The 22,991-nt window shown below is 73.7% G+C and carries 22 protein-coding genes and 2 tRNA genes; 9 read left to right on the top strand and 15 right to left on the bottom strand.

What is annotated here, in order from left to right; all coding sequences use genetic code 11:
• Positions 1-85: 85 nt before the first annotated feature.
• Complete coding sequence (locus tag FHU37_RS25945) at positions 86-1,288, bottom strand: methyltransferase (RefSeq protein WP_179817064.1); 1,203 nt, start codon at positions 1,286-1,288, stop codon at positions 86-88.
• Positions 1,289-1,680: 392 nt separating this feature from the next.
• Here FHU37_RS25945 and FHU37_RS25940 point away from each other — a divergent pair, with 392 nt between their 5' ends.
• The 3 genes from FHU37_RS25940 (at position 1,681) to FHU37_RS25930 (ending at position 4,342) form a co-directional block, all read left to right on the top strand.
• On the top strand, positions 1,681-2,457 hold the full coding sequence (locus FHU37_RS25940; RefSeq protein ID WP_179817063.1) for an LPXTG cell wall anchor domain-containing protein: 777 nt from the start codon (positions 1,681-1,683) through the stop codon (positions 2,455-2,457).
• Positions 2,458-2,881: 424 nt separating this feature from the next.
• Entirely contained in the window at positions 2,882-3,955 is a 1,074-nt protein-coding gene (locus FHU37_RS25935) for a phosphatidylinositol-specific phospholipase C domain-containing protein (RefSeq protein WP_179817062.1), read from the top strand.
• Positions 3,956-4,138: 183 nt separating this feature from the next.
• Positions 4,139-4,342 (top strand): DUF1918 domain-containing protein, encoded by a 204-nt coding sequence (locus tag FHU37_RS25930; protein WP_312892866.1) that lies wholly within the window; start codon positions 4,139-4,141, stop codon positions 4,340-4,342.
• 117 nt (positions 4,343-4,459) lie between these two features.
• On the opposite strand, the gene FHU37_RS25925 is transcribed toward FHU37_RS25930, so the two are convergent.
• From FHU37_RS25925 to FHU37_RS25915, 3 genes are all read right to left on the bottom strand, one after another.
• Positions 4,460-4,834 carry a cupin domain-containing protein gene (locus FHU37_RS25925; protein WP_179817061.1) on the bottom strand — a complete coding sequence of 125 codons (375 nt, stop codon included), beginning with the start codon at positions 4,832-4,834 and terminating at the stop codon, positions 4,460-4,462.
• 127 nt (positions 4,835-4,961) lie between these two features.
• Entirely contained in the window at positions 4,962-6,326 is a 1,365-nt protein-coding gene (locus FHU37_RS25920) for a glycoside hydrolase family 16 protein (protein WP_179817060.1), read from the bottom strand.
• 176 nt (positions 6,327-6,502) lie between these two features.
• Complete coding sequence (locus tag FHU37_RS25915; protein WP_179817059.1) at positions 6,503-6,943, bottom strand: ACT domain-containing protein; 441 nt, start codon at positions 6,941-6,943, stop codon at positions 6,503-6,505.
• Between the two features lie 140 nt (positions 6,944-7,083).
• On the opposite strand from FHU37_RS25915, the gene FHU37_RS25910 reads away from it, so the two are divergent.
• Entirely contained in the window at positions 7,084-8,685 is a 1,602-nt protein-coding gene (locus FHU37_RS25910; RefSeq protein ID WP_179817058.1) for an alkaline phosphatase D family protein, read from the top strand.
• 89 nt (positions 8,686-8,774) lie between these two features.
• Here the strand turns inward: FHU37_RS25910 and FHU37_RS25905 are convergent, their stop codons facing one another.
• A complete protein-coding gene (locus FHU37_RS25905) occupies positions 8,775-8,996 on the bottom strand; it encodes a hypothetical protein (RefSeq protein WP_179817057.1) in 222 nt (73 codons plus the stop codon).
• Between the two features lie 197 nt (positions 8,997-9,193).
• Between FHU37_RS25905 and FHU37_RS25900 the strand changes: the two genes are divergently transcribed.
• Entirely contained in the window at positions 9,194-9,517 is a 324-nt protein-coding gene (locus FHU37_RS25900; RefSeq protein ID WP_179817056.1) for a hypothetical protein, read from the top strand.
• Between the two features lie 95 nt (positions 9,518-9,612).
• Here the strand turns inward: FHU37_RS25900 and FHU37_RS25895 are convergent, their stop codons facing one another.
• The gene (locus FHU37_RS25895) at positions 9,613-10,011 is read right to left on the bottom strand and encodes a hypothetical protein (protein ID WP_179817055.1); all 399 of its coding nucleotides are present in this window, start codon (positions 10,009-10,011) and stop codon (positions 9,613-9,615) included.
• A gap of 298 nt (positions 10,012-10,309) precedes the next feature.
• Between FHU37_RS25895 and FHU37_RS25890 the strand changes: the two genes are divergently transcribed.
• Positions 10,310-10,636 carry a hypothetical protein gene (locus tag FHU37_RS25890; protein ID WP_179817054.1) on the top strand — a complete coding sequence of 109 codons (327 nt, stop codon included), beginning with the start codon at positions 10,310-10,312 and terminating at the stop codon, positions 10,634-10,636.
• Between the two features lie 35 nt (positions 10,637-10,671).
• Positions 10,672-11,316, top strand: a complete 645-nt coding sequence (locus FHU37_RS25885; RefSeq protein ID WP_246451301.1) for a hypothetical protein — start codon at positions 10,672-10,674, stop codon at positions 11,314-11,316.
• A gap of 458 nt (positions 11,317-11,774) precedes the next feature.
• On the opposite strand, the gene FHU37_RS25880 is transcribed toward FHU37_RS25885, so the two are convergent.
• The 3 genes from FHU37_RS25880 to FHU37_RS25870 are packed head-to-tail and all read right to left on the bottom strand — an operon-like array spanning position 11,775 to position 15,336.
• Positions 11,775-13,085 carry an arginine deiminase gene (locus FHU37_RS25880; RefSeq protein WP_179817053.1) on the bottom strand — a complete coding sequence of 437 codons (1,311 nt, stop codon included), beginning with the start codon at positions 13,083-13,085 and terminating at the stop codon, positions 11,775-11,777.
• A gap of 52 nt (positions 13,086-13,137) precedes the next feature.
• Positions 13,138-14,586, bottom strand: coding sequence for a basic amino acid/polyamine antiporter (locus FHU37_RS25875; protein WP_179817052.1), 1,449 nt, complete (start codon positions 14,584-14,586; stop codon positions 13,138-13,140).
• A 9-nt stretch (positions 14,587-14,595) separates the two neighbouring features.
• The gene (locus FHU37_RS25870; protein ID WP_179817051.1) at positions 14,596-15,336 is read right to left on the bottom strand and encodes a carbonic anhydrase family protein; all 741 of its coding nucleotides are present in this window, start codon (positions 15,334-15,336) and stop codon (positions 14,596-14,598) included.
• A 181-nt stretch (positions 15,337-15,517) separates the two neighbouring features.
• On the opposite strand from FHU37_RS25870, the gene FHU37_RS25865 reads away from it, so the two are divergent.
• On the top strand, positions 15,518-15,874 hold the full coding sequence (locus FHU37_RS25865) for a VOC family protein (protein ID WP_179817050.1): 357 nt from the start codon (positions 15,518-15,520) through the stop codon (positions 15,872-15,874).
• A 105-nt stretch (positions 15,875-15,979) separates the two neighbouring features.
• Here the strand turns inward: FHU37_RS25865 and FHU37_RS25860 are convergent, their stop codons facing one another.
• Genes FHU37_RS25860 through FHU37_RS25845 form a run of 4 tightly spaced genes read right to left on the bottom strand, consistent with a single transcriptional unit; the run spans position 15,980 to position 20,378 of the window.
• On the bottom strand, positions 15,980-16,609 hold the full coding sequence (locus FHU37_RS25860) for a GTP-binding protein (RefSeq protein WP_179817049.1): 630 nt from the start codon (positions 16,607-16,609) through the stop codon (positions 15,980-15,982).
• A complete protein-coding gene (locus FHU37_RS25855; RefSeq protein WP_179817048.1) occupies positions 16,590-16,979 on the bottom strand; it encodes a DUF742 domain-containing protein in 390 nt (129 codons plus the stop codon). The genes FHU37_RS25860 and FHU37_RS25855 overlap by 20 nt, the downstream gene beginning before the upstream one ends.
• A 31-nt stretch (positions 16,980-17,010) precedes the next feature.
• Positions 17,011-17,430, bottom strand: a complete 420-nt coding sequence (locus tag FHU37_RS25850) for a roadblock/LC7 domain-containing protein (protein ID WP_179817047.1) — start codon at positions 17,428-17,430, stop codon at positions 17,011-17,013.
• Positions 17,427-20,378, bottom strand: coding sequence for a sensor histidine kinase (locus FHU37_RS25845; protein WP_179817046.1), 2,952 nt, complete (start codon positions 20,376-20,378; stop codon positions 17,427-17,429). The genes FHU37_RS25850 and FHU37_RS25845 overlap by 4 nt, the downstream gene beginning before the upstream one ends.
• 454 nt (positions 20,379-20,832) lie before the next feature.
• Between FHU37_RS25845 and FHU37_RS25840 the strand changes: the two genes are divergently transcribed.
• Positions 20,833-20,908: transfer RNA gene (locus tag FHU37_RS25840), tRNA-Lys, on the top strand.
• A 305-nt stretch (positions 20,909-21,213) separates the two neighbouring features.
• Here the strand turns inward: FHU37_RS25840 and FHU37_RS25835 are convergent.
• Together FHU37_RS25835 and FHU37_RS25830 are read right to left on the bottom strand one after the other, a co-directional pair.
• Positions 21,214-21,286, bottom strand: a tRNA-Lys gene (locus tag FHU37_RS25835).
• A gap of 117 nt (positions 21,287-21,403) precedes the next feature.
• Positions 21,404-22,843, bottom strand: coding sequence for an LCP family protein (locus FHU37_RS25830; protein ID WP_179817045.1), 1,440 nt, complete (start codon positions 22,841-22,843; stop codon positions 21,404-21,406).
• Between the last annotated feature and the right edge of the window lie 148 nt (positions 22,844-22,991).

The raw sequence follows: 22,991 nt of genomic DNA, 5'->3' as shown, positions 1-22,991 counted from the left end.
ATAACCACTGTGCAATGGATTTTGACGCTCGGTTAGTGACGACTGTCATGCGTCCGGCATGTCGGCCGTCACGCCTCACCCCGGCTCACCGCCGCGGCGCCAGTCGCCACAGCGAGGTCCGCTCGGCGGCGCGCGCGGCGTGCAGGGGGTCCGCCGAGTCCTGGGCGCGCGGGTGCCGCGGCCGCACCGCCGTGCGGCCGACGACCCGCAGCCCCGCCCCCGCGAAGGCGTCCAGCAGCTCCCGGCGGTGCCTCAGCCCCAGGTGCTCCGCCAGGTCCGACATGACCAGCCATCCCTCACCGCCCGGTTCCAGACGCTCCGCGAGGCCGTCGAGGAATCCGCGCAGCATCCGGCTCCCCGGGTCGTAGACGCCCCGCTCCACCGCGGAGGTGGGGCGGGCCGGCAGCCACGGCGGGTTGCACACCACCAGGTCGGCGCGGCCCGGCGGGTACAGGTCGGCGTCCAGCACCTCCACCCGCCCCGCCAGGCCGAGCCGCCGCACGTTGTCCCGGGCGCAGGCGACGGCGCGCGGGTTGGTGTCGGTGGCCACCACCCGCTCGATCCCGCGGCGCGCCAGGACCGCCGCCAGCACGCCGGTGCCGGTCCCCAGGTCGAACGCGGTGCGCGGCCCCGTGGCGAAGGCCGGTGCCGCAGCCGTGGCCGGAGCCGTCGCCGTCGCCGTGGCCGTGGCCGGAGCCGGACGCGGGCCGGGTGGCACGGGGAGCGGAGCCCGCGCCACCAGGTCGACGTACTCGCCCCGCACCGGCGAGAAGACCCCGTAGTGCGGATGGATCCGGGCACCGAGGGCGGGCACCTCCACCCCGGTGCGCCGCCACTGGTGCGCGCCCAGCACTCCGAGCAGCTCCCTGAGCGAGACCACCAGCGGTCCGCGCGGCGGACCGTACGCCTCCTCGCACGCCCGGCGGACGTCGGGGGCGCGGCGCAGCGCCAGCGCGTGGTCGTCGCCCAGCGGCACCAGCAGCATGTTCAGCACGCGGGCGCGGTGGCCCCGCGCACGGCGGTACAGGTGGAAGGTCTCGGCCGCGGTGGCGCCGGAGGGCGTCCCGCGCCGGTCGACGCGGCGCCCCATGGCGCTCAGCAGCCGCCGGGCACCGTGGAAGTCACCGCGCCACAGCAGCGCGGTCCCCTCGCAGGCGAGTCGGTGGGCGACGGCGGCCGGGGTGCGGTCGTCGGCGAGGACGATCCGCCGGGGAGGTGGCGCGCCGTTCTCGGAGTGCCACCGGGCGGACTGTCGGGCATCGGCCTCGATCCAGTGGATCTCGGACACCGGGTACTCCTCGTGGTGGGACGTGCGGGGGCACGAAGAGCACTTCGACGAGGAGCGGGGGGCGCGGCCCGCGGTACGCGGAGGCGGACGTCAGGGCAGGCGGCGGCACGGCTCCCGCGTCGAAGCGCGAGCCGAGGAGTCGCCGAGAACCATGCCGAGCGTCACGTGTCGTCCTCCGAAGGAGCGGTCGGGTCGCCCCGACGCTCGCACAGCGACCCGCCGGCTGGCAAACCCGGCGCCGTGCTGACCGGCCGCCGAAACCGGAGGAGTGTCACGGCTTCGTCATAGATGTTCCGGCGGCTTCCACAAGATCATGACGGCGCATCAGCGGGTTGTAGAGTCCCTCCGCACCCCCCGCCACAGCAACACGATCGAGGAGGGTAAACCGCTCCATGTCCACGCATCGCATGCGGCGCGTCAGCGCCCTTGGAGGGGCCGTATCCGCGGCGCTGATAGCGACGGGCGCCATGGCCGCCCCCGCGTCGGCGCACACTCCCACCGTCAACGTGACCTGCGAGACCGTCACGGTGGACCTGACGTACTACGCCGACTCCGGCAACCAGGTGAAGGTCACCGCCGGTGAGACCGTCCTGGCCGACGAGACCTTCGGCGCCTCCTACCACCGCACCCTGGAGCTGCCGACCCCGCTCACCGCGCCGCTGACCGTGCGCGTCGAGGTGACCGCCTCCGACGATGACCGGTACGACGCCGTCATCGAGCGCACCACGCCCCAGGACTGCCAGGACGAGCAGGAGGAGGACGAGAACGGCGCCGGCGGCTCCGACGCCGGGAACGACACCGGGGCCGGCACCGGTGACGACGAGGGCACCCCGGACGAGAACGCCACCACCGGCGGCGCCGGCGGCACCGAGGAGGACGACACCGACGGCGACGCCAGCCCATCCCCGTCCGCCTCCACCGAGTCGGGCGCCTCGGGCGGCGACACCGACGGCAGCGGCGACGCCGCCACGCCCACCCCCAGCGTTTCCGCCACCACCACCGGCGGGAACTCCCCCGTCCCGGCGACCGTCCCCGGTGAGACGGAGCTCGCCGCGACCGGTGGCTCCACCTCCACCACCCTGATGGCCAGCTTCGGCGCCGTCGTCCTCGCCGCCGGCGGGGCGCTGCTCTTCGTCGCCCGCGGCCGCCGGGCCGGCTCCCGCGGCTGACCCCACCCGGCCCGCACCGCGCGCGCTGAACGGCCCAGGGCCGTGATCACCGCTTCCCGTCCAGTGTGAACGGAAGGTCAGCCCGCCAGAGCGCGACCGCGGACGGCCACACCCCTACTCGCCCCGCCGGGCGGCCCCCTCTTCCCCGGGGGCCGCCCGGCGGTCGCGCGTGCGGTCCCGACCGCCCGTCCCCACACCCACGGCGCGCGCGGCGCCCCAGCCCACGGCGCCCGCGGCGCCCCCAGCCCCCGTCCCAGGGCCCCTCGGCCCCGGCCCGCCACCCCCGCCCACGTTGACGAATCGTCAGCGCGTGTTCGCCCGCCGGCTCCTGTGCCGTTCCCCGGCGGCCCTAGCGTTGCCGTGTTCCGCGTCCGCCCGGCCGGCCCCCGCCCGCCGGGTCCACCGTCCTCGTGGAGGCAGCAGCATGCACCGCCCCCTCGCACGTGCACTGACCGCCCTCGCCACCACCGCCCTGGCCACCGCCGCCGCCCTCGGCGCCCCGGGCGTCGGCGCCGCCACCGCCACCGCCGCCGGAACGGGCTCCGCCAGCCTGGCGGCCACCACCGGCGTCGGCGTGCACAACGCCTACCAGCAGGCCACCTTCCCCTACTTCGCCGACGCCCTGGACTCCGGCGCCGCCCTGCTGGAGATCGACGTGTGGACCGACGACCTCACCGGCCGCTGGCGGGTGAACCACGAACTGTTCGGCCGCTCCAACAACTGCGAGGGCGCCACCACCGCCGCCGAGCTGCGGACCAGGGCGCGCAACCAGGACTTCGGCGGCTGCCTCGCCGACATCCGCGCCTGGCACGACGCCAACCCCGGCCACCGCCCGATCATCTTCAAGATCGAAATGAAGGACGGCTTCAACAGCCGCTACGGCCTGGGCCCCACCCAGTTCGACGCCCTGATCTCCCGCACGCTCGGCGACGCCGTCTTCACCCCGGCCGACCTGCTCGCGCGTCCCGGCGGCGGCGCGTACGCCACCCCCGACGAGGCCGCCCTCGCCGGCAACTGGCCGTCCCGGGACGCCCTCGCCGGCAAGGTGATCTTCGAGATCATCCCGGGCACCGTGGAGGAGGGCAACCCGCTCGACTCGCTGTGGAGCGACGTCGAGTACGCCACCCACCTGCGCGCCCTCGCGTCGGCCGGCCGGCTCGCCGACGCCCAGGCGTTCCCGGCCGTGCACGGCGCCGCCGCCGGCGACCCACGCACCCGCTACGCCGACGCCGCGCTGCGCCCATGGTTCGTGTTCTTCGACGGCGACGCCGCCGCCTACCTCACCGGCGGCATCGACACCGCCTGGTACCGGGAGCGCGGCTACCTGCTGGTGATGACCAGCGCCCACGCGGTCAGCCCGGCCATCTCGGCCACCAACCCCACGAGTGAGCAGGCCGCCGCCCGGGCGGCGGAACTGGCGGCGGCCGGCGCCTCCGTGCTGACCAGCGACTGGTCCCGGCTGCCGCAGGTGCTCTCCACCGTGCTGCCGCGCGGCTGAGGCCGTTCGACCGCCGAGGCCCCCGGGCGGCTGCGGCCGTTCGGGCGGTGGGCGCCACCCGGCCGGCGGCACCCACGGCGGCGGCCCGTAGCCTTCCCCCACGGGCCGTCGTTGGACGGGTGCGGGCCGCGGGACACCCGCGGCCCGCACTCACATCAGTCCGACGGTCCTACTGACGGGAGCATGACCATGCAGGTATCGGTCGGCGACACCCTCGTCCTGCACAGCCACAAGGTGGGTGTGCGCGAACGCAAGGGAGAGGTCCTGGAGATCCGCGGGGAGCAGAGCGAGGGGCCCTACCTCGTCCGCTTCGAGGACGGCCACGAGGCGTTGGTCTTCCCGGGCTCCGACTGCACCGTCGAACACCCCCCGGCGGCCGGACGGTGACCCGACGCCGGTGACCCGACGCCGGTGGTCCCAGGGCCCGGCCCGCGGATCACCGGCGCCCCGCGGCGACCCGGCGCGCGCGGCCGGACGGCTCCGCCGCGCGCGGCCCGGCCGCCGTCACCGGGCCCAGGGCGGCGAGATCACCGCGTCGCCCAGCCGGGCCGTGACCCCGACCGTCGTGGCCACGGTGAGGCGGGCCGGCTCCTCGGCGGAGGCGTTGCGCAGGGCGAACTCCGTGCCCGGCGGCACGGTGAGCGCGTCTCCCGGTCCGGCCGTCCACTCCTCGCCACCGACCACCGCCGACACCCGCCCGCTGACCACGACGAAGACCTCCTCGCGGTCCAGGGAGTGCGGCTCCCCGGCCGCCGCCGGCTCCATCTCCACCGTCCAGACGGCCAGTTCGGCGCTGCCCCGGGACGGGGTGGCGAGGGGGTGGAAGGTGAAGCCGGGCAGGGTGAAGGTCGGGGCTTCGGCACGGGTGGACAGCGGCACGGGGTTACCTCCGGATCACGTCGACAGGATCAGGTCGACAGGATCAGGTCGACAAATAGTCAACCTGGTTGACGTTCCCCACCCTAGGGACGCCCCACCGAGAAGGTCAACCAGGTTGTCCTTCCCGTCAGCCGGCCGGCGGGCTCCACTTCTGGTGCGCGGCACCCGTGCAGGTCCAGATCTGCAGCCGGGTGCCGGGCGCCGTGTTGGCGCTCGGGATGTCCAGGCACTTGTCCGCGGCGACGTTCACCAGGTCCCGGCCGGCCGTGAACCGCCACTGCTGGGAGAGGTAGCCGTTGCAGTCCCACAGGTGGATCGGCGCGCCGTCCGCCGTGGAGTTGTTCGCCACGTCCATGCACTTGCCGAGCGCGCGCAGCGTGCCGTCGGCCGCGACCGTCCAGACCTGCGCCGCGGTTCCGTTGCAGCCGTACACCTGGATCGGCGTGCCGTTGGCGTTCTGCGCCGCCGCGACGTCCAGGCAGACGCCGTTCAGCCCGGTGACGGCGCCGGTGGCCCCGCCGGAGGAGCCGGGCGCGTGGACCCGGACGTAGTCGACCACCATGGACTGCGGGAAGGCGGTGCCGCCGTCCGGCGGGCCCGGCCAGTTGCCGCCCACGGCCAGGTTGAGGATCAGGAAGAACGGGTGGTCGAAGACCCACGGGTTGCCGCGGGTGTCGGCCGGCGTGCGGGTCTGGTAGGCGACGCCGTCCACCAGCCAGGTGATCGAGGTGGGCGTCCAGTCGACGGCGAAGGTGTGGAAGCCGTCGGCGAAGGCCTGACCGTTCGGCAGCGTGTAGGAGCCGGTGACGGCGCTTCCGCCGGAGTACCCCGGACCGTGCAGGCTGCCGTGCACCCGCCCCGGCTCGTGCCCGACGTTCTCCATGATGTCGATCTCGCCGCTGGCCGGCCAGCCGACCTGGCCGAGGTTGTTGCCGAGCATCCAGAATGCCGGCCACATCCCGCGCCCGCGCGGCAGCTTGATCCGGGCCTCGAAGCGCCCGTACGCCTGGGTGAAGCTCTGCGCGGTGGTCATCCGCGCGGAGGTGTACTGGCAGGTGCCGTACCAGCACTGGTACCCGCGCGGGTTGCCCTGGCGGGCAGTGATCACCAGGTTGCCGCTGCCGTCCAGGGCGGCGTTGTCGGTGCTGCCGGTGTAGTACTGCAACTCGTTGTTGCCACCGCCGGAGCCGTTCACCTCCTGGTTCCACCGCGCCGGGTCGGGCAGCGTGCCGGCCGGACCGTTGAACTCGTCGGCCCAGACCAGCGGGCCGGGGGCCTGGGCGACGACGTCCGAGGCCGCCGCACGGGCGGGAGCGGAGGCGGCGGAGGCGGGGCCGGACGCGGACGCCGGCGCCGTGCCGAAGAGACCGGCGGCCAGCAGGACGACCAGGGCGAGCAGGGCGGGGCGTGACGCCAGGGCGCGGCGTGACCCGACGGCGCGACGCGGCGCCAGGGCTGGGCGTGACGCGCGCGGGGGTGGCTGCGTGGTCATGCGGATTCCCTTCGTCGGCGGAGGACGGACCGGGGAACGGGCTCCAGGGCGGCGGGCTGCAAACGTGTTCATGACAGCTCGACGGCCACCACTGGTCCAGACCAGAGTGGGCCCCGCCCGGACATCCGTCAACGGATCCGGCACCCCGGCCGGGCCTCCCGGCGCCGCGGGCGCCGTCACCCCTCCGCCGCGCCGTCCTCCGCCGCCGCATCCCCCGCGGCCACCTCCGCCAGGGCGCGCAGCGCCAGCACCGCCCGCTCGGCGTCGTCGGCGGCGACCAGCAGGTGATCGTGGTGGAAGCCGGCCAGCACGTTGCAGCTGATGCCCTCCGCGGCCAGCCGGCCGGCGACGGCGGCGGTGAGCCCCACCGCGTCCAGGGCGCTGTGCACCCGCAGCGTGATCCAGGCCGCGACGTAGTCGTAGGCGAGCCCCGCGGCGTCGGCCTGCTCCCGCGGGACGACCAGCGTGAGCCCCTCGTCCTCGACCACCGTGGCCTCCGGCCGCACCCCCGCCGGCACCGCCTCCGGACCGGCCACCGCGCAGAAGACGTACCGCCCCGCACGCAGCCGCGGATCCATCCCGCGCAGCAACCGACCGAGATCCCGTTCCGCTCCCATGGCGGCCACCCTAGGCCGCCGACCGGGGGGCGCACGAAACCCGTTGTTCGCCTGCCCGCGGTTCGCTGGACGTTCGGCCTTCAGACGGCCGTTCGACAGTGATCTCCCGTCATCATCCGCCGCAACGATCGAGGACGGGCATGCACAACGACCTGACCAGGCGCCGACTGCTCGGCGCCACCGCCGCCGGGCTCACCACGATCGGCCTGTGGGCCGCCGGCGCGAGCGCGAGCCGGGCCTGGGCCCAGCCGCGGTTCCCCGGCGACCCCTTCCGCCTGGGCGTCGCCTCCGGCGACCCGCACCCCGACGGCGTCGTGCTGTGGACCCGGCTGGCACCGGACCCGCTGGCCGTCGACGGCCGCGGCGGGATGCCCGAACGGAAGGTGAACGTCGGCTGGCAGGTCGCCCGGGACGAGAACTTCCGCCGGATCGTCCGCCAGGGACACACCTTCGCCACGCCCGAGCTCGGCCACTCCGTGCACGTCGAGGTGGACGGCCTCGAACCCGGCCGGGAGTACTTCTACCGCTTCCGCACCGGCGGCGACATCTCCCCCGTCGGCCGCGCCCGCACCGCCCCCGACCCGCGCGACCGGGTGGGCGAACTCGCCTTCGCCTTCGCCTCCTGCCAGTGCTGGTACGAGGGGTTCTACACGGCCTACCGGCACATGGCCGCCGAGGACCTCGACTTCGTCGTCCACCTCGGCGACTACCTGTACGAGTACGGCGTCGGCGCCACCGCCGGCATCCGCAACATGACGCTGGACGCCTCCTTCCAGCGGGAGACCGCCACCCTGCCGGACTACCGCAACCGCTACGCCCTCACCAAGCTCGACGCCGACCTCCAGGCCGCCCACCAGGCCTTCTCCTGGATCCTCACCTGGGACGACCACGAGGTCGAGAACAACTGGGCCGCCGACATCGCCGCCATCGACAGCGACGGCCTGCCCGACACCGACCCGGCGTGGTTCCTCGCCCGCAAGGCCGCCGCCTTCCAGGCCTACTACGAGCACCAGCCGCTCCGCCTGCCGCAGCGGCCCCACGGCGCCCGCGCCCAGATGTACCGCCGGCTGCACTTCGGCCGGCTGCTCGACCTGCACGTGCTGGACTCCCGGTCCCACCGCACCGACCAGGCGTGCGGCGACGGCACCAAGCCCGGCTGCGCGGACCGCCACGACCCCTCGCGCACCATGCTCGGCGAGGCCCAGGAGAAGTGGCTGCTCGACGGCGCCGGCCGCTCCGCCGCCACCTGGAACGTGCTGGCCAACCAGACCCTGATCGCCGCCGTCGACCAGAACCCCGACCCGGAGATCGACTCCTCGGGCCTGGACATGTGGGACGGCTACACCGCCGCCCGCGACCGCCTGCTCACCGGCCTGCGCGACCGCGGCGCGAACAACCCCGTCGTGCTCACCGGCGACATCCACCGCAGCGTCGTGGCCGACCTCAAGCTCGACTTCGCCGACGAGCGCTCCCCGGTCGTGGCCACCGAGTTCGCCGGCAGCTCGATCAGCTCCGGCAAGGACGGCGCCGCCATGGACCAGCTCGGCCGCAACTGGCTCGCCGTCAACCCGCACCTGCGGTTCCACAACGCCCAGCGCGGCTACGTCAGCTGCCGCATCACCCCGGACGCCTGGCGCACCGACTACCGGGTGGTCCCGTACGTCACCCGCCCCGACGCCCCGGTGGAGACCGCCGGCAGCTTCGTCGTCGAGGCCGGCCGACCGGGCGCCCAGCCGCTCTAGCCCTCGCCGTCACCTCTTCGAGAACCCTCCCGCAGGCTGGGGGAACGGGCGGGCGAGCGCAGGAACGATACGTCCCGGCGCCGCCCGCCCTACCCCCCGAGCACCTCGGTGGTCTCCTCCAGCCTGCTGTTCAGCCAGCTCAGGGCGCGCGCCCGGGCCTGCGGCGTCAGCGAGTTCATGCGCGCCAGACAGACCGCCATGACCTCCACCTCCGGATCGGGGCACTCGTGCTCACCGGCCACCCGGGAGTTCGGCAGGAGCGGAGGCCGGATGATCGTCGGAACGGTCTGGTCGGGATCGGTAATCGCCATGCCGGTCAGGGTAGGCCCGCTCCGAGGGCCCTCACGCCGAAAACGCGGCTAGCCCAGGTGGCCTCCACCCAATCGAGCGAAATCCCTCAAGTCGGCGGAAACCACCCACCCCGGACACACCCCCCTTCCCCCTCTCCCCCCTCTTCCCCCGGCGTCGCCCGACCGGCCAATGTTGATCTTCGTACTAGGATCTGCACATGACCGCACGTCAGGAGCCGGCCATGTCCCCGGCCAAGGTTCTCAAGGAGCGCCAGCGGCGCGAGCTGGCCGCCGTCACCGGCTACGAGAAGGCACTGGAGAAGGAGCGCGCCGCCCGCGTCGCCACCGCCAAGGCCGTCGCGAAGCTCGTGGAGGTGATGGACGGCGCCGAGCGCGCCGCCGAGATCATCGGCATGCCCGTAGCCGACGTCCTGTCCGAGGTCCGCCGCGCCGAGGAGGCCGAGGTGGCCGAAGCCACCGCCGCCACGACCCCCTCCGACGACACCGACCCGGACGACGAAACCCCCGACGGCACCGAGTAACCCAGCCGCCCGACGCCCGTGCCGGCCAGGGGAAGCCCCCGGCCGGCACGGGCGGGGCGCGAGGCCCCTGCCCCCGGCCCCCGGAAAACTTCCGGCTACTGCCCCGCCAGCCCCGCGATCAGCCCGTCCCGCAGATCAGGCCCCGCCTGCGCCAGCACCGCCCCGTGCTCCAGGCACTCGCTCCGCACCGCCGCGTCGGTCGGCGAGTCCGCGCAGCTCAGTGCCTCGTACCCCTCGACGGCCACCCGGGTCTCCTCCACCACACCGCGCAGCACGCCGAACTGCCCCGTGCCCTGATCGGCCCCCTCCGCCTCGACCAGCTCCAGGGCCCGCTCGGCGACCTCCCAGGTGTCCGCCGCGACCACCGCGCACTCCTGGGTGAACAGCCGCTCCGAGGACGACGCGCACGCCGAGGCACTTCCCTCGCCGTGTGCCTGGGCCAGCTCGTCCAGCAGCGGGGAGACCTCCCCCTGCACCCGCTCGGCCGCCACCACCGCCGCCGCCCTCCCCAGCTCCGCCGCAGCGGACGCCGACGCCGACGCCGCGACGTCCCCCTCATTCCGCGCGCTCGACCCCTGTGTGCACCCCGCAGCCAGGGCCGTCACCAGCACAACCCCAGCCGCCCGCGACACGCCCACCCCCCAGGCACGCCCGCCGAACACCATGCCCCGCCTCCCACCCAGCCCGTCACCCCAACCACCCCGCACGCCCCTCCACTCCCATCTCGACCTGACATGCTGTCATACAGCGCACAACGCCCCACCACCGCCGCCCGCACGGGAGGAGAACGTCATGGACGCAGGCTGGATCAGGAAGGCGGTGGCCGAGGGTGACGGCTACGCGGTGGTCACCGTACGGAGGCTGCGCGAGGCCATAGCCGCGACCGATCAGGATGCGGAGACGGCGAATCGCATCGCGGACGAGCTCGCCGACGCCGGCTTCCTCCACCTACCGCTCACCATCCCGACCGCGCCGGATCGCAACCTCCTCGTCTACACCAGCAAGTCGCGCCTGGCGGGCATGGTCCACCTGCTCGCCAAGGTGTACGAACGCCCCGCCCCCACAGCGGACCGCGCCCTGGAGCTACTCGCCGAGCACCTCCCCCACCAAACCACCTGACGTCGGCGCGCGGGCCTGCCGATACGGTGTCCCGCATGAACGAGCAGGGGGGAACCATGGCGGGGCGACGCCCGGGGGTCTGGTCCACGACCGGAGCGTTCGGCCGGGCCTTGGGGCTGCTACTCGCGGCCTGGCTGGTCGCGGGCACGATCGCGGGCGTCTCGTACCTCGCCCTGAGCACGGTCGGCGTGCCGATCGTGCTCGGCGTCGTGCTGTGCTTCGCCTTCGGCGCTGCGGTGGTCGCCCTCCACCGGGCCTGGTGGCTGGGCTTCCTCTCACTGCTGCCCAGCGTCATGGTGCTCGTCGGAGCCGTGCAGTACGCACCCGAGGCAGCCCTGGAACAGCGGGGCGTGCGGGAGCAGGTCACGATCGTCGGTGCGGACGTCACCGGGAACCGGCACCGCTTCGAGCTGCAGAAGGCCGACGGCACCGTGCTCGACGAGTCACTGGACTACCAGGGCTCTTCTCCGCCCTACTCGCCCGGCGACAACATCACGGTCATCCGCGATCCCGAGGGCGTGGTCCCCCTGGAGGAAGCCACCCGCGTCGACTCAGCGGGCCGGCTCGGGACGCTGCTGGCCGGCATCTCCGGCTGGACCCTCATCGCCCCACTCGCAGTAGGCCGCGGCCACATCCGCCGAATCCACGGCCGCCCCCTGCGAGACCTCCCCACCTTCTGAATAGCCCAACTAATCCCCTATCAGGTCGTTTGATCCAACTCACGCTGTTATGTCGGGATCAACGAAAGTGATCAAAAGCGCCCCACCAACAAGGTAACGTCCCAGCTCAGCACCTATGCTCCCCGCGCACGCGGGGATGGTCCCGCCTCGACGGCCCGGCGCACCGGTTCGTCGACGTGCTCCCCGCACATGCGGGGATTATGGCCCCGCCCAGCTCCGGCGGCGCCGGCGTGCTACGCCCCGACACCCACGCGGCGAGGGCGGCCGCAAGGCCGGGCGGGGCGATGACCGCGGTGCCCGGCGTGGACCGCGAAGTCGACCCGACCACCGGCCAGCCGGTGCCACTGCGGTTGGGCCGGGGACGGTGCTCACCATGGGCAAAGAGGATCTATGGGGTCCGTGCCGCTGTTGCTCATGAAGGCGTCCCGGTTCAGGGAGGGTCCGAGAGCAGGACAGGATCAGAAGTCGACCGGGTCTCTTGCAAGGGGGCAGGTCATGCAGTGGCCGCCGCCTCTGCCCCGGCCCAGCTCCGCGCCGACGATGGTGATCACCTCGATGCCGGCCTTGCGCAGCAAAGCGTTGGTCTGGGTGTTGCGGTCGTAGGTGACGACGACGCCGGGCTCCAGGGCCACGGCGTTGTTGCCGCTGTCCCACTGCTGGCGCTCCGAGGCGTAGACGTCGCCTCCGGTCTCCACGACGTGCAGGCCGGGCAGGCCGAGGGCTTCGGCGACGACGTCCGGGAACGGCCGGTGGCCATCATCGGTGACCTCGATGCCGGTGGGGCCGTCGCCGGGGCGGAGCGAGATGGTGTGGATGCCGTCGACGATCCTCGGGTAGACCGTCACGACGTCGCGGTCGGCGAAGGTGAAGACGGTGTCCAGGTGCATGGCGGCGCGCAGCTTCGGCATGCCGGCGACGATGACGCGTTCGGCGGCGCCAGCGCGGAAGAGGGCGGCGGCGAGCTGGCTGATGGCCTGGCGGGAGGTGCGTTCGCTCATGCCGACGAGCACCACGCCGTTGCCCACCGGCATGACGTCGCCGCCCTCCAGGGTGGCGCGTCGCCAGTCCTGTTCGGGGTCGCCCCACCAGACGGTGGAGTCCGCGAAGTCGGGGTGGAAGACGTAGACCGCCTTCATCAGCAGGGTCTCGTCGTGCCGGGCCGGCCAGTAGAGCGGGTTGAGGGTGACGCCGCCGTACAGCCAGGAGGTGGTGTCGCGGGTGTAGAGGGTGTTGGGCAGGGGCGGCATCAGGTACTCGCGGGCGCCGGGCGACTCGCGGGCCAGGGCGAGGTAGCCGGAGCGGTGGTCCTCGGGGAGGTCGTCGACGGCGAGGCCTCCGATGAGGTGTTCGGCCAGTGCCTCGGGGCTGAGTGCGTCGAGGAAGGCGCGGGTGCCGTCGACGAGGCCGAGGCCGATCTCGTTGGCGGTGATGCGGCGGTCCAGCAGCCACCGCCTGGCCTCCGGGATCGCCATGGTCTGGGCGATCAGCTCGTGGAGTTCGACGACCTCGATGCCCCGTTCCCGCATCAGGCGGACGAAGTCGGCGTGGTCGCGCTGGGCGTTCTCCACCCACATCACGTCGTCGAACAGCAGGTCCTGCGCGTTGGTCGGGGTGAGGCGGTGGTGGGCCAGGCCGGGCGAGCAGACCAGGACCTTGCGCAGCCGCCCGACCTCGGAGTGGACGCCGTGTGAGTGGACGCCGTGTGAGGGGACGCCGTGTGCAGGGACGCCGTGCGGGGAGGGCGTCGTCGGGGTCTCGGGGGCGGGCAATGGTGTGTCCTTCCGGGGGAGTCGGGCACAACGGGGCGCCGGCGCGGCGCGGTCACAGCGTGATCCATCCGGTGGCCAGGGCGACGACGCCGCAGACGGCGCCAACGACCGAGACGGCGAGGATGACCAGCTCGGCGGGCGTGAACAGCCGTCTGTGCTGCTCGCGGCGGGTCATCGCGAACAGGATGCTGGCGGGGGCGTACAGGATGAACGACACCAGCAGGTACTTCAGCCCGGCGGCGTAGATCAGGAAGGCGGTGTAGACGGTGGCCAGCGCCCCGATGGCGAGGTCGCGGCCGCGGCGTCCGTGGACGCCGGCGCCCGGCTGGCCGGGGCGGGACGCCCCGCGCACCGAGAAGCCCGCGGCCAGGAAGAACGGGATCAGGGTGAGGGCGCTGGTGAGGTTGAGGGCGAAGTCGAAGGCGTCGGCGGACAGCAGGGTGATCAGCAGCACGGCCTGGCTCAGCAGGCTGGTCATCAGCAGCGCCGGGACGGGGACGTCGGCGGCGTTGGCCCGGCTGAGGAAGCGCGGCATGTCGCTGTCCCGGGCCGCCACGAAGAGCACCTCGGCGGCCATCAGCGTCCAGGCGAGGTAGGCGCCGAGGACCGAGACGATCAGGCCCACGCTGACCAGGACGGTTCCCCAGGTGCCGACGGCCGCCTGGAGGACGCCGGCCATGGAGGGCTGGCGCAGTTCGGCGATCTCGGCCATCGGCAGGATGCCGTAGGCCACAATGGTGACGGACGCGAAGACGGCGAACACGCTGAGGAAGCCGAGGAAGGTGGCACGTCCCACGTCCTCGCGGCGCTGGGCGTGGCGCGAGTAGACGCTGGCGCCCTCGACCCCGAGGAACACGAAGACGGTCGCCAGCATCGTCCCGCGGACCTGGCTGAACAGGGATCCGGCGTAGTCGGCGCCGGCCAGGTTGTCGAGGAACACCGCGGGGCGCAGGTAGACCAGGGCCAGCAGGACGAAGACCAGGATCGGCACGATCTTGGCGACGGTGACCACCCGGTTGATGGCCGCGGCCTCCTTGATGCCGCGCCGGATCAGGAGGAAGAAGCACCACAGGCCGACGGAGCCCACCGCCACCGCGAGCGGGGTGTCGCCGTCGCCGAGGGCCGGGGCGATCGCGCCGACCGTCGAGGTGATCAGCACCCAGTACGTCACGTTGCCCACGCAGGCGCTGGCCCAGTATCCGAAGGCGGCGAAGAAGCCCAGGTACTCGCCGAATCCGGCCTTGGCGTAGGCGTAGACGCCGGCGTCGAGGTCGGGTCTGCGGACCGCCAGCGACTGGAAGACGAAGGCGAGGGTCAGCATGCCGGTGCCGGCGATGGTCCAGGCGATCAGGGCGCCCCAGACGCCGGTGGCCTCCGCGAACCGCCGCGGCAGCGAGAAGACGCCGGCGCCGACCATGGAGCCGACGACCATCGTGGTCAGGGTCGGCAGGGTCAGCTTGGCCGGCGGCGGCGCCCCGGCCGCGCGGTCGGTGTCGGTCATCCGCGGCGGTTACTTGGTGTCGGTGCGGACGTGGCGGGGGCCGAGGGGCTGGGTGGGGCGGGCATTGGAGTCGGGGAAGCGCTCGCGGTAGAGCTCGATCTGGTGGTCGGCGGCGGTGAGCGGGTCGGCCAGGACGATCCAGTGCACCGGGGAGGTGTAGGGGCAGGTGGTGAGCGAGCCGGTGTAGCGGTACGAGCCGAGCGTGGCCGGGAAGAGGGCGGCCAGGTCGACCTCGCGCAGTTCGGCCTCGGCGCCGGGCTGCGGCAGCGCGCGGAACAGGCGCTCCAGCAGGGGGTTGGCCTCGCCCTCGCGGAAGAGGACGGCCACGACCAGACGGGTGCCGTCGTCCGCGACGTACTTGGCGTGCTGTTCGAGCGGGAACCGGGTGCCGTTAAGGAGGTGCTCGGCGGGGGTGTGCCAGTGCACGCCGGCGAAGGTGTGGCGGACGCCGCCGACGTCGAGCCGGGCCCCCTGGGGGGCCACCTCGGCGCCGATGGTGGTCTCGCGGTCGGGGTGCTGGCAGCTCGGCTGGTGGCTGCCGGGGCGCTCGTAGCGCAGGGTGAGGGTGGTGTGCGCGGCGGGCGGGTGGTGGAAGGTGAGGACGGGGAGGCGGGTGGGGATGGCCCGGTCGGTGGGGATGTCGACCGGGGACTGCAGGGTACGGCGGTCGCCGTGCGGGTGGCCGGCGCGGCCGAAGACGTCCCGGGGGGTCACGCGCGTCCGCGGCTGCGGGGTGGTCTGCGGGGTCACGGGCTCCGCCTCCTCACGCTGCTGCTCCTGGTGCACAGCTTGCCCGTGGGGTGGGTGGGGCGCATCCGGAGCGCACCCCACCCACCGGCCCGTTCCGCCGCCCGGGCGAACGGCGGCCGGCGGTGCGGGGGCGGGGACGGTCGGGCGGGCGTTGTCGGTGACGAGGGCTAGGCTGATTCGCATGGATGTTCGAATCGGCATGGTGACGGTCGACTGCGCGGAGCCGCGGGAGCTGGCCGCTTGGTGGCGCGGGGTGGTCGGCGGCGAGGTGGTGATGGACGCCGACGGCTGGTACGTGGTGCTCTCCGGGCGGGACGGCGGCCCGGCGCTGGGCTTCCAGAAGGTCTCGGAGCCGACGCCCGGCAAGAACCGCCTGCACCTGGACCTCGCCTCCGCCGACATGGCGGCGACCGTCGCGGAGCTGGTGGCGCACGGTGCCAAGCGGGTGGACGAGCACGCGCTGGAGGACGGCTTCGCCTGGACGGTCCTGGAGGATCCGGAGGGCAACGCCTTCTGCGTCTCCGGCCCGCACGTCTGACCGGCACTGACCGAATCCGCTGATGACACGCCACGGGGGCGGACACCCGCACGTGTCCGCCCCCGTGGGAACCGCCCGATCGCCCGGTCGCCCGATCGCCCCCGGTCAGGCCGGGGCCGGTTCGGCGTGCGGGGAACCCGACTGGGCGTGCGCCTGCGCGAGCACCTCCATGGCGTGCTCCACCAGGGTGATCAGCACCTCCTTGGAGGAGCCGCGCTGCCGGGCGTCGCAGAGCAGCACCGGGGTGCGCTCGTCGAGGTCCAGCGCCTCCCGGACGTCCGCCGGCTCGTAGCGCTCCGCCCCCTCGAAGCAGTTCACGGCGACCATGAAGGGGATGCCGCGCCGCTCGAAGTAGTCGACCGCCGGGAAGCAGCTCTGCAGCCGCCTGGTGTCGGCGAGGACCACCGCGCCCAGCGCGCCCACCGCCAGCTCGTCCCAGACGAACCAGAAGCGGTCCTGCCCGGGCGTGCCGAAGAGGTAGACGGCCAGGCCGTTGCGGATGGTGATGCGGCCGAAATCCATCGCGACGGTGGTGGTGGACTTCCGCTCCACCCCCGTCAGGTCGTCGACCGGCCGCCCGGCCTCGGTCAGCCGTTCCTCGGTCCGCAGGGGCCGGATCTCGCTGACCGAGCCCACCAGCGTCGTCTTGCCGGCGCCGAAACCGCCGGCGACCAAGATCTTCAGGGCGACGGTGGAGGAGCCGTCCTCCACCGTGTCAGAGCGCCCGGAGGCCATGGATCACTTCCCTGAGAATTCGCTCGTCGGGGAGCTGTGCGGGTGGGACGGGGCGGGTCACTCGGATCATCCGCCCGTCCAGGAGATCACTGAGCAGGACGCGCACGACACCCACCGGCAGGTCGAGGTCCGAGGCGATGTCGGCCACCGACTGGGGCGCGCGGTGGCACAGGTCGAGGATGGTCTGGTGCTCGGGACCGAGTTCCAGTCCCTCCTCGGTGTCGTCGACCTGGACGTCCTCCTCGGTGACCACCATGGAGATCAGGTCGAAGACCTCCGCCGTCGGCCGGGTGCGCCCGCCCGTCATCGCGTACGGGCGGACCACGCGGCCGGCGGCGTCATCGAACCAGCGGGGGGTGTCGGGAGCCATAAGCGTGCTGTCACCTCTACTGGTACTCGTCTTACTGGGTCGACGCCGAGGGTGCCCGCCGCGGTTCCGTCGCCAGGTGCTCGCCGACCCGCTTGACCAGTAGCGCCATCTCGTAGGCGATCATGCCGACGTCGGACTGGGCGTCCGCCAGCACCGCCAGGCAGGTGCCGCTGCCGGCCGCCGTGACGAACAGGAAGGCGTCCTCCAGCTCGATCATGGTCTGCCGCACCGCGCCGGCCTTGAAGTGCCGGCCGGCGCCCTTGGCGAGGCTGTTGAGGCCGGAGGCGACGGCGGCCAGGTGCTCGCCGTCCTCCCGGCTGAGGCCGGCGGAGGCGCCCATCGCCAGGCCGTCGTTGGAGAGCACCACGGCGTGGCGCACCGGGGGCACGCGGGCCACCAGATCGTCCAGCAGCCAGTTCAGCTCGCCGGGCTGATTTGCCGTTCCGGTCATCGACCGTCCCTTTCTGATGTTGCTTCGTCCGCCGATGCCCCGGGACGGGGCTGCTCCCGCTCAGGGCTGGTACCGATGTCGGGCTCCCCGGCCTCCAGCCGACCGAGGGTCCAGCCCTGTTGCAGTGAGGCCATGGTGGCGCGGATGTCCTCCGCGGTCCGCTCGGTGGGCTCCGGGGTGGCCGGGTCCCCGGTGGCGGGGGCGGTGGCCCCCGTGTCGGTGCCCTGGCCGGTGGTCTTGTCGGGGCGCTGGTCCTCGCGCAACTGCGGCACGAGGCTGGCCTGCCGCACCCGCTTGGGCAGGCCCACCCGGGTGACGCCGCGGGAGACGCCGCCGGTCGCCGGGTCGACGACCGGCGCGGGGGCGCCGTCCGCGGCCTTCGCGGTGTCGGACCGCCGGGAGCCGGTGGACGCCGCGGGCGCGGCCTCGGTGGTGGCCTCCGGTGCGCCGGCGGGGCGGCTCACCTGGCGGCGGGGCAGGCCGGACGGGCCGGTCGCGGCTGGCTGGCCGGGCTGCCGGCGCAGTCCCTCGGGCCGCAGGGCCACGGTGCGCGCGTCGTCCCCGTCGTCCCAGGCGTCCCGCTGGGTGTCCGCCGCTGCGGCCTCCCGGCCGTCCCGGGCCGCGCGCTGCACCGGCAGGTGGACCAGGCGGGCGCCGGGGCCGTCCTGACGCCCCGCCGTGCCGGCCCCCGTGGCGGCCGGGGAGGCCGGGGAGGCGGTGGCGGTGGCCCCGGAGGAGGACGGCAGGGAGCTGGCGGCGTCCGCCGAGCCGGTCGGCGACGAGGCGGTGGTGGCCGGGGAGCCGGACGGCGCCGCGGCCGTACCGGCGAGGGAGCCCGCGCCGGACGGGGACGCCGCCTCGGCGCCGGAGGTGCCGCCGGACGCGCCGCCGGAGGTGCCCGCCGGCAGGGCGGCGGCGCTCGGGCGCGCGCCCACCGCCGCCGGCCCGGTGGAGGCGGACGCCCCCACCTGCGCGGCCCCGCCCTGCGCGGCGGCCTGGACGGCGGCCAGCGCCGCGGTCTGGGTGGCGCTCGCGCCGCCGATCGCGCCGGGTTCCTCGTTCTGCAGCAGTTCCTGCGGGATGAGCACCACGGCCGTGGTGCCGCCGTACGGCGAGGGGCGCAGGGTGACCCGCAGCTCGTGGCGCTGCGCCAGCCGGCCCACCACGAACAGGCCCAGCCGGTCGGTGTCGGACAGGTCGAACTCGACGGGCTTGCTGAGCCGCTCGTTGATGTCGTCGAGCATGACCTTGCTCATGCCGAGCCCGCGGTCCTCGATCTCCAGCGCGAACCCGGCCGGCACCGGGGAGCCGTGCACCAGCACGTTGGTGTTCGGCGGGGAGAAGACCGCGGCGTTCTCGATCAGTTCGGCGATCAGGTGGGTGACGTCGGCGACGGCGGTGCCGAGCAGCGCCACCCGGGGCATCCGGCGGACGGTGACCCGCGAGTAGTCCTCGATCTCGGCGACCGCCGCGCGCACCACGTCGACCAGCTGGACCGGCTGGCGCCAGGCCCGTCCGGGCGCGGCGCCGGAGAGGATGATCAGGCCCTCGGCGTGCCGGCGCATGCGGGTGGTCATGTGGTCGAGCCGGAAGAGGTCCTCCAGTTCCTCGGGGCTGGAGGCCTTGCGCTCCATCTCGTCCAGCAGGGTGAGCTGGCGGTGCACCAGGGCCTGGCTGCGGCGGGCGATGTTCACGAACACCCGGGAGACGCCCTGCCGCAGTTCGGCCAGCTCGACGGCCGACTCCACGGCGGTGCGCTGCACCTTGTTGAACGCCAGCGCCACCTCGCCGATCTCGTCGTCGCTGGTGTACAGCGGCGGCGCCTCCTTGGCGATGTCCACCTCACGGCCGGTGCGCAGCCGCCGCACCACGGCGGGCAGCCGGCTGGTGGCCAGGGTGGAGGCGGCGTTGCGCAGGTCGGTGAGCTCGGCGATGAGCTGGCGGGCGACCCGGACGGAGATGATGATCGAGGCGACCAGGGCGACCAGGCCGAGGCCCGTGCCCAGCACGAGCTGGAGGACCAGCCCCATGGTGTAGGGGCGCGCCTCCTCGCGGGTGGTGGTCGCGGCGTCGTTCTCGATCACCCGGAGCGTGGTGAGGGTCTGGTCCATCGCCTCGCGCCAGCGCTCGGCGTCGACGACGTCCAGCGTCTCGGCGGCGCTCGCCCCCATCACCGCGTCCTCGGTGGCGCGCAGCTCGCCGTACTCCTCGCTCTCGATCAGGCGCTGGTAGGCGCGCTGTTCGTCGCTGTTGAGGTCGCGGACGCTGTCCGCGAACAGCAGTCGCTGGGTGTGCACCATGCCGAGGAACTCGTGGGACTCCACGACGGTCATCTCGCCGGCGGCGACGCCCGCGACCAGCAGGGTGTCCTCGCGGGCGAGCATCTCGCGGGCCCAGGAGAAGTCCTGGACGTTGCCGGCGCGGTGGGCCAGGTCGGCGTCCTCGGTGAGGGTGAGCACGGGGACGATCTGGAAGGCGGCGTCGACGATGGAGTTGTAGGCGGCGATGGCCTCGCCGGGCTCGACGCTGCTGGCGAGGACCCGGCCGCGCAGGGCGCTCAGCTCGTCCAGGGCCCGTTCGAAGTCCGCGACGGTGTCCGCGGTGCGGTCGCCGAACTCCTCGCGCACGGCCTCGACACCGCCGGCCAGCTCGGTCAGCCGGTCGATCCGCGCGTCGGTGGCGCCGTGCTGCTCGTCCAGCTGCTCCCGCACGGCGGGGTCCCCGCCGGCGAGGAACTCCGCCGAGGCCCGCCGCTCAATCTGGAGTTCGTAGACCACCTCGCCCACCGGCGTGACCACCCGCTGGTTCGCCTCGTCGAGCGACAGCCGTCCCTGGAGGTCCCGCATGGCGACGATCGCGGTGTACACCCACAGGGCGGTGAGGGACAGCAGGGGCACGAGGAGCAGGGCGACGATCTTCGTCCTGATCGATCCACTGCGAAAGGGCATGAGGTTCCTCAGTCCTGGCTGAGTCAGGGGCGGCGGGACGGTGGGGCGGGTGGCGGACGGTCCGGCGATGAGGTCGAGGGGTTTGCGCGGCGGGCACGGCCCGGGTCGCCCGGATACTACTACCGTCCGACGGTCCGACAGGCAGGTCGTTCACAACGGATGACTCTTGGTCAACGTCGGTGTACCGGCGGCTCACACATCACCGCGGGTATCTCCGCGCGTCGAACGGACGCGTCCACTTCGTTCGTGAGCGCTCTCAGACTCCGGGCGGCCGAGGGCGGCGGTATCCCGGAGGTATCCCGGCGTTCTCCCGGGCGATCCGCCGGCGATCTCGCCGCGCCGTCCCGGCGTCGGGCGGAAAGCCCGGCCGGGCCGCCGGGGGCGGCCGTGAGCTGCGCGGAGAGGGCGGAACGGAGCACTCCGCGGGATCCGATACGATGGTTTCCGTCAGCGGGCGCCGCTAGCTCAACTGGCAGAGCAGCGGACTCTTAATCCGCGGGTTCGGGGTTCGAGTCCCTGGCGGCGCACCAACGACCGTTACCGGCGCACGGCGTCGGCAACGGCATTCCGGCTGGCATTCGGGCGTCCTCGGTGGTCGAGGGCGCCCGTTTCGTTTTCCCGGTTTTCGGTTTCCCGCGATATCGCGCGCTCCGGGCGTGTCGGCGGCTTTGCCGGGCCGTCCCGGCGGGCGGGGCGGCGCCGCGGGCGGGGGCGGCGACGGGTACGGGAGACGGGATGTGGCCGAGGGCCGACGGCGGCCCGGAACGACGCCGGGCGCCCTCCGCAGAAGGAGGACGCCCGGCGTGGTGGAACCATTTCTGGAACCGTCTTCGAGTGCGCCGCCAGGGACTCGAACCCCGAACCCGCGGATTAAGAGTCCGCTGCTCTGCCAGTTGAGCTAGCGGCGCTCGCTGACGTCGGAAATCATACCTGACGTCCGGGGCCGCCCCTGACCACGTCCGCTCCGCGCGCCGGGACGGCCGGCCGCCGGGGGTGTCGCGGCGGCCGGCCGCCGGGGGTGCGGGCTACGGGTCGAGGCCCGGCCAGTCGGCGCCGATGGTGAGCACGACGGCCGCGGAGGTCGCCGTGGAGACGAACGGCTCGACGCCCGGGACGTCGCCGGCCAGCGTCTCGGCCTGCTTGGCCATGCCGTTGGGGTAGGCGATGGAGGTGAACTCGACGCGCTGGCCGGCGTTGCCCACCTCGATCACCTGGTAGCCGGCCTGGCGCAGCTGCTCGGCCACCTCGGCGGCCAGCCCGCCGGTGCCGGTGCCGTTGAGCACCCGGACCGGGACGTGCGAGGGCGGGATCCCGCCGGCGTCGCCCGGGTCGGCGTCCTCCGCCCCGGTGCCGCCCCCGGTGCCGGGGTCGGCCGGGGTCTCGCCCAGCCGCTCGTCGCTCGGCGGCCGGGTGTCGTTCCTCAGCGCCTCGAAGATCTGGTCGGCCTCCGGCTGCTGCCACAGCACGTTCGCCTGGTCGCTGGGGACCACGAGCGACCGCGGGAAGTTGGGCACGGTGCGGAAGTCGATGGCGTCCTCGGGGATGGACATCATGGTGGTGGCGAGCGAGGCCAGGTCCGCGACGCTGGCCAGCTCGGAGTCGGTGGTCAGCGAGCGGGTGGTGGCGTCCAGGAAGCCGTAGAGCGCGGTGGGGTTGGCGAGCTGGGAGCGCGCCCGCTCCGCCATCGAGGTCAGGAACTCCTGCTGCCGCTCGATGCGGCCGAGGTCGCTGCTGTCGCCGATGTTGTAGCGGGCCCGCACCCAGGCCAGCGCGTCCTCGTCCCGGATGATCTGGCAGCCGGCCTCCAGGTGGAGGTCGGCCTTCTCCGAGTGCACGGCCTCCTCGGGGCAGACCTCCACGCCGCCGAGGGCGTTGACCATGCCCTTGAAGCCCTGGAAGTCGATGGTGACGAAGTGCTCGATGCGCAGGCCGGTGGTGGCCTCCAGCACCTTCATGGAGCAGACCGCGGCGTTGCCCGGGTCGCCGGACAGGCCGCCGAGCGTGTACGCCTCGTTGATCTTCCCCTGGTGCGGTTCGGACATGGTGCCGTCGCCCATGTCGCAGGCGGGGAGGTCGACCCAGGAGTCGCGGGGGAAGGAGAGCACCGTGGCCCACTCCCGGTTGGCCGCGATGTGCAGCAGCATCAGCGTGTCGGACTGCATGGTGTCGAAGTCGCCGTACTGGCCGTTGGTCCCGGCGCGGCTGTCCGAGCCGATCAGCGCGATGTCCAGGGCCCCGGGGTGCAGGTCGACCGGGCGGTCCTCGCCGAGCGCCCGCTCCACGTCGGTGGAGGTGATGTTGCCGCTGAGCTGGTTGTAGGCCCACACCGCCGCCCCGGCGACCAGCAGCACGACCGTGGCCAGCGAGCCGCCGGTCCACTGGAGTATTCGGCGCCCGCGGGAGCGCCGCGCCGCGCCCGGGCGGGGCTGGGTCCGGCCGCCGGTGCGGCGCTGGTCCTGCTGCATGGGTGAAGTCCGTCCGTCTGTCCGCCGGTCCGGCAGCCGGTGCGTCGCGCGCCCCGTACACCCCGCGCGTGCCCGCGCACCCCGGCGCATGATCGTTTCTGCTGGGGTGGGCCGAGCGGACGAGCGGGCCACGTGGTCCGGGGCGCGG

This window comes from Allostreptomyces psammosilenae (assembly GCF_013407765.1).
GTDB lineage: Bacteria > Actinomycetota > Actinomycetes > Streptomycetales > Streptomycetaceae > Allostreptomyces > Allostreptomyces psammosilenae.
This window is presented reverse-complemented; position numbering and strand designations above follow the sequence as displayed.

Excerpts from the sequence above, each read along its gene's own strand:
- FHU37_RS25940 (WP_179817063.1), top strand. The coding sequence starts at position 1,681 with ATGTCCACGCATCGCATGCGGCGCGTCAGCGCCCTTGGAGGGGCCGTA.
- FHU37_RS25935 (WP_179817062.1), top strand. The coding sequence starts at position 2,882 with ATGCACCGCCCCCTCGCACGTGCACTGACCGCCCTCGCCACCACCGCC.
- FHU37_RS25930 (WP_312892866.1), top strand. The coding sequence starts at position 4,139 with ATGACCATGCAGGTATCGGTCGGCGACACCCTCGTCCTGCACAGCCAC.
- FHU37_RS25920 (WP_179817060.1), bottom strand. The coding sequence starts at position 6,326 with ATGACCACGCAGCCACCCCCGCGCGCGTCACGCCCAGCCCTGGCGCCG.
- FHU37_RS25915 (WP_179817059.1), bottom strand. The coding sequence starts at position 6,943 with ATGGGAGCGGAACGGGATCTCGGTCGGTTGCTGCGCGGGATGGATCCG.
- FHU37_RS25910 (WP_179817058.1), top strand. The coding sequence starts at position 7,084 with ATGCACAACGACCTGACCAGGCGCCGACTGCTCGGCGCCACCGCCGCC.
- FHU37_RS25905 (WP_179817057.1), bottom strand. The coding sequence starts at position 8,996 with ATGGCGATTACCGATCCCGACCAGACCGTTCCGACGATCATCCGGCCT.
- FHU37_RS25900 (WP_179817056.1), top strand. The coding sequence starts at position 9,194 with ATGACCGCACGTCAGGAGCCGGCCATGTCCCCGGCCAAGGTTCTCAAG.
- FHU37_RS25890 (WP_179817054.1), top strand. The coding sequence starts at position 10,310 with ATGGACGCAGGCTGGATCAGGAAGGCGGTGGCCGAGGGTGACGGCTAC.
- FHU37_RS25885 (WP_246451301.1), top strand. The coding sequence starts at position 10,672 with ATGAACGAGCAGGGGGGAACCATGGCGGGGCGACGCCCGGGGGTCTGG.
- FHU37_RS25875 (WP_179817052.1), bottom strand. The coding sequence starts at position 14,586 with ATGACCGACACCGACCGCGCGGCCGGGGCGCCGCCGCCGGCCAAGCTG.
- FHU37_RS25865 (WP_179817050.1), top strand. The coding sequence starts at position 15,518 with ATGGATGTTCGAATCGGCATGGTGACGGTCGACTGCGCGGAGCCGCGG.
- FHU37_RS25860 (WP_179817049.1), bottom strand. The coding sequence starts at position 16,609 with ATGGCCTCCGGGCGCTCTGACACGGTGGAGGACGGCTCCTCCACCGTC.
- FHU37_RS25855 (WP_179817048.1), bottom strand. The coding sequence starts at position 16,979 with ATGGCTCCCGACACCCCCCGCTGGTTCGATGACGCCGCCGGCCGCGTG.
- FHU37_RS25850 (WP_179817047.1), bottom strand. The coding sequence starts at position 17,430 with ATGACCGGAACGGCAAATCAGCCCGGCGAGCTGAACTGGCTGCTGGAC.
- FHU37_RS25845 (WP_179817046.1), bottom strand. The coding sequence starts at position 20,378 with ATGCCCTTTCGCAGTGGATCGATCAGGACGAAGATCGTCGCCCTGCTC.
- FHU37_RS25830 (WP_179817045.1), bottom strand. The coding sequence starts at position 22,843 with ATGCAGCAGGACCAGCGCCGCACCGGCGGCCGGACCCAGCCCCGCCCG.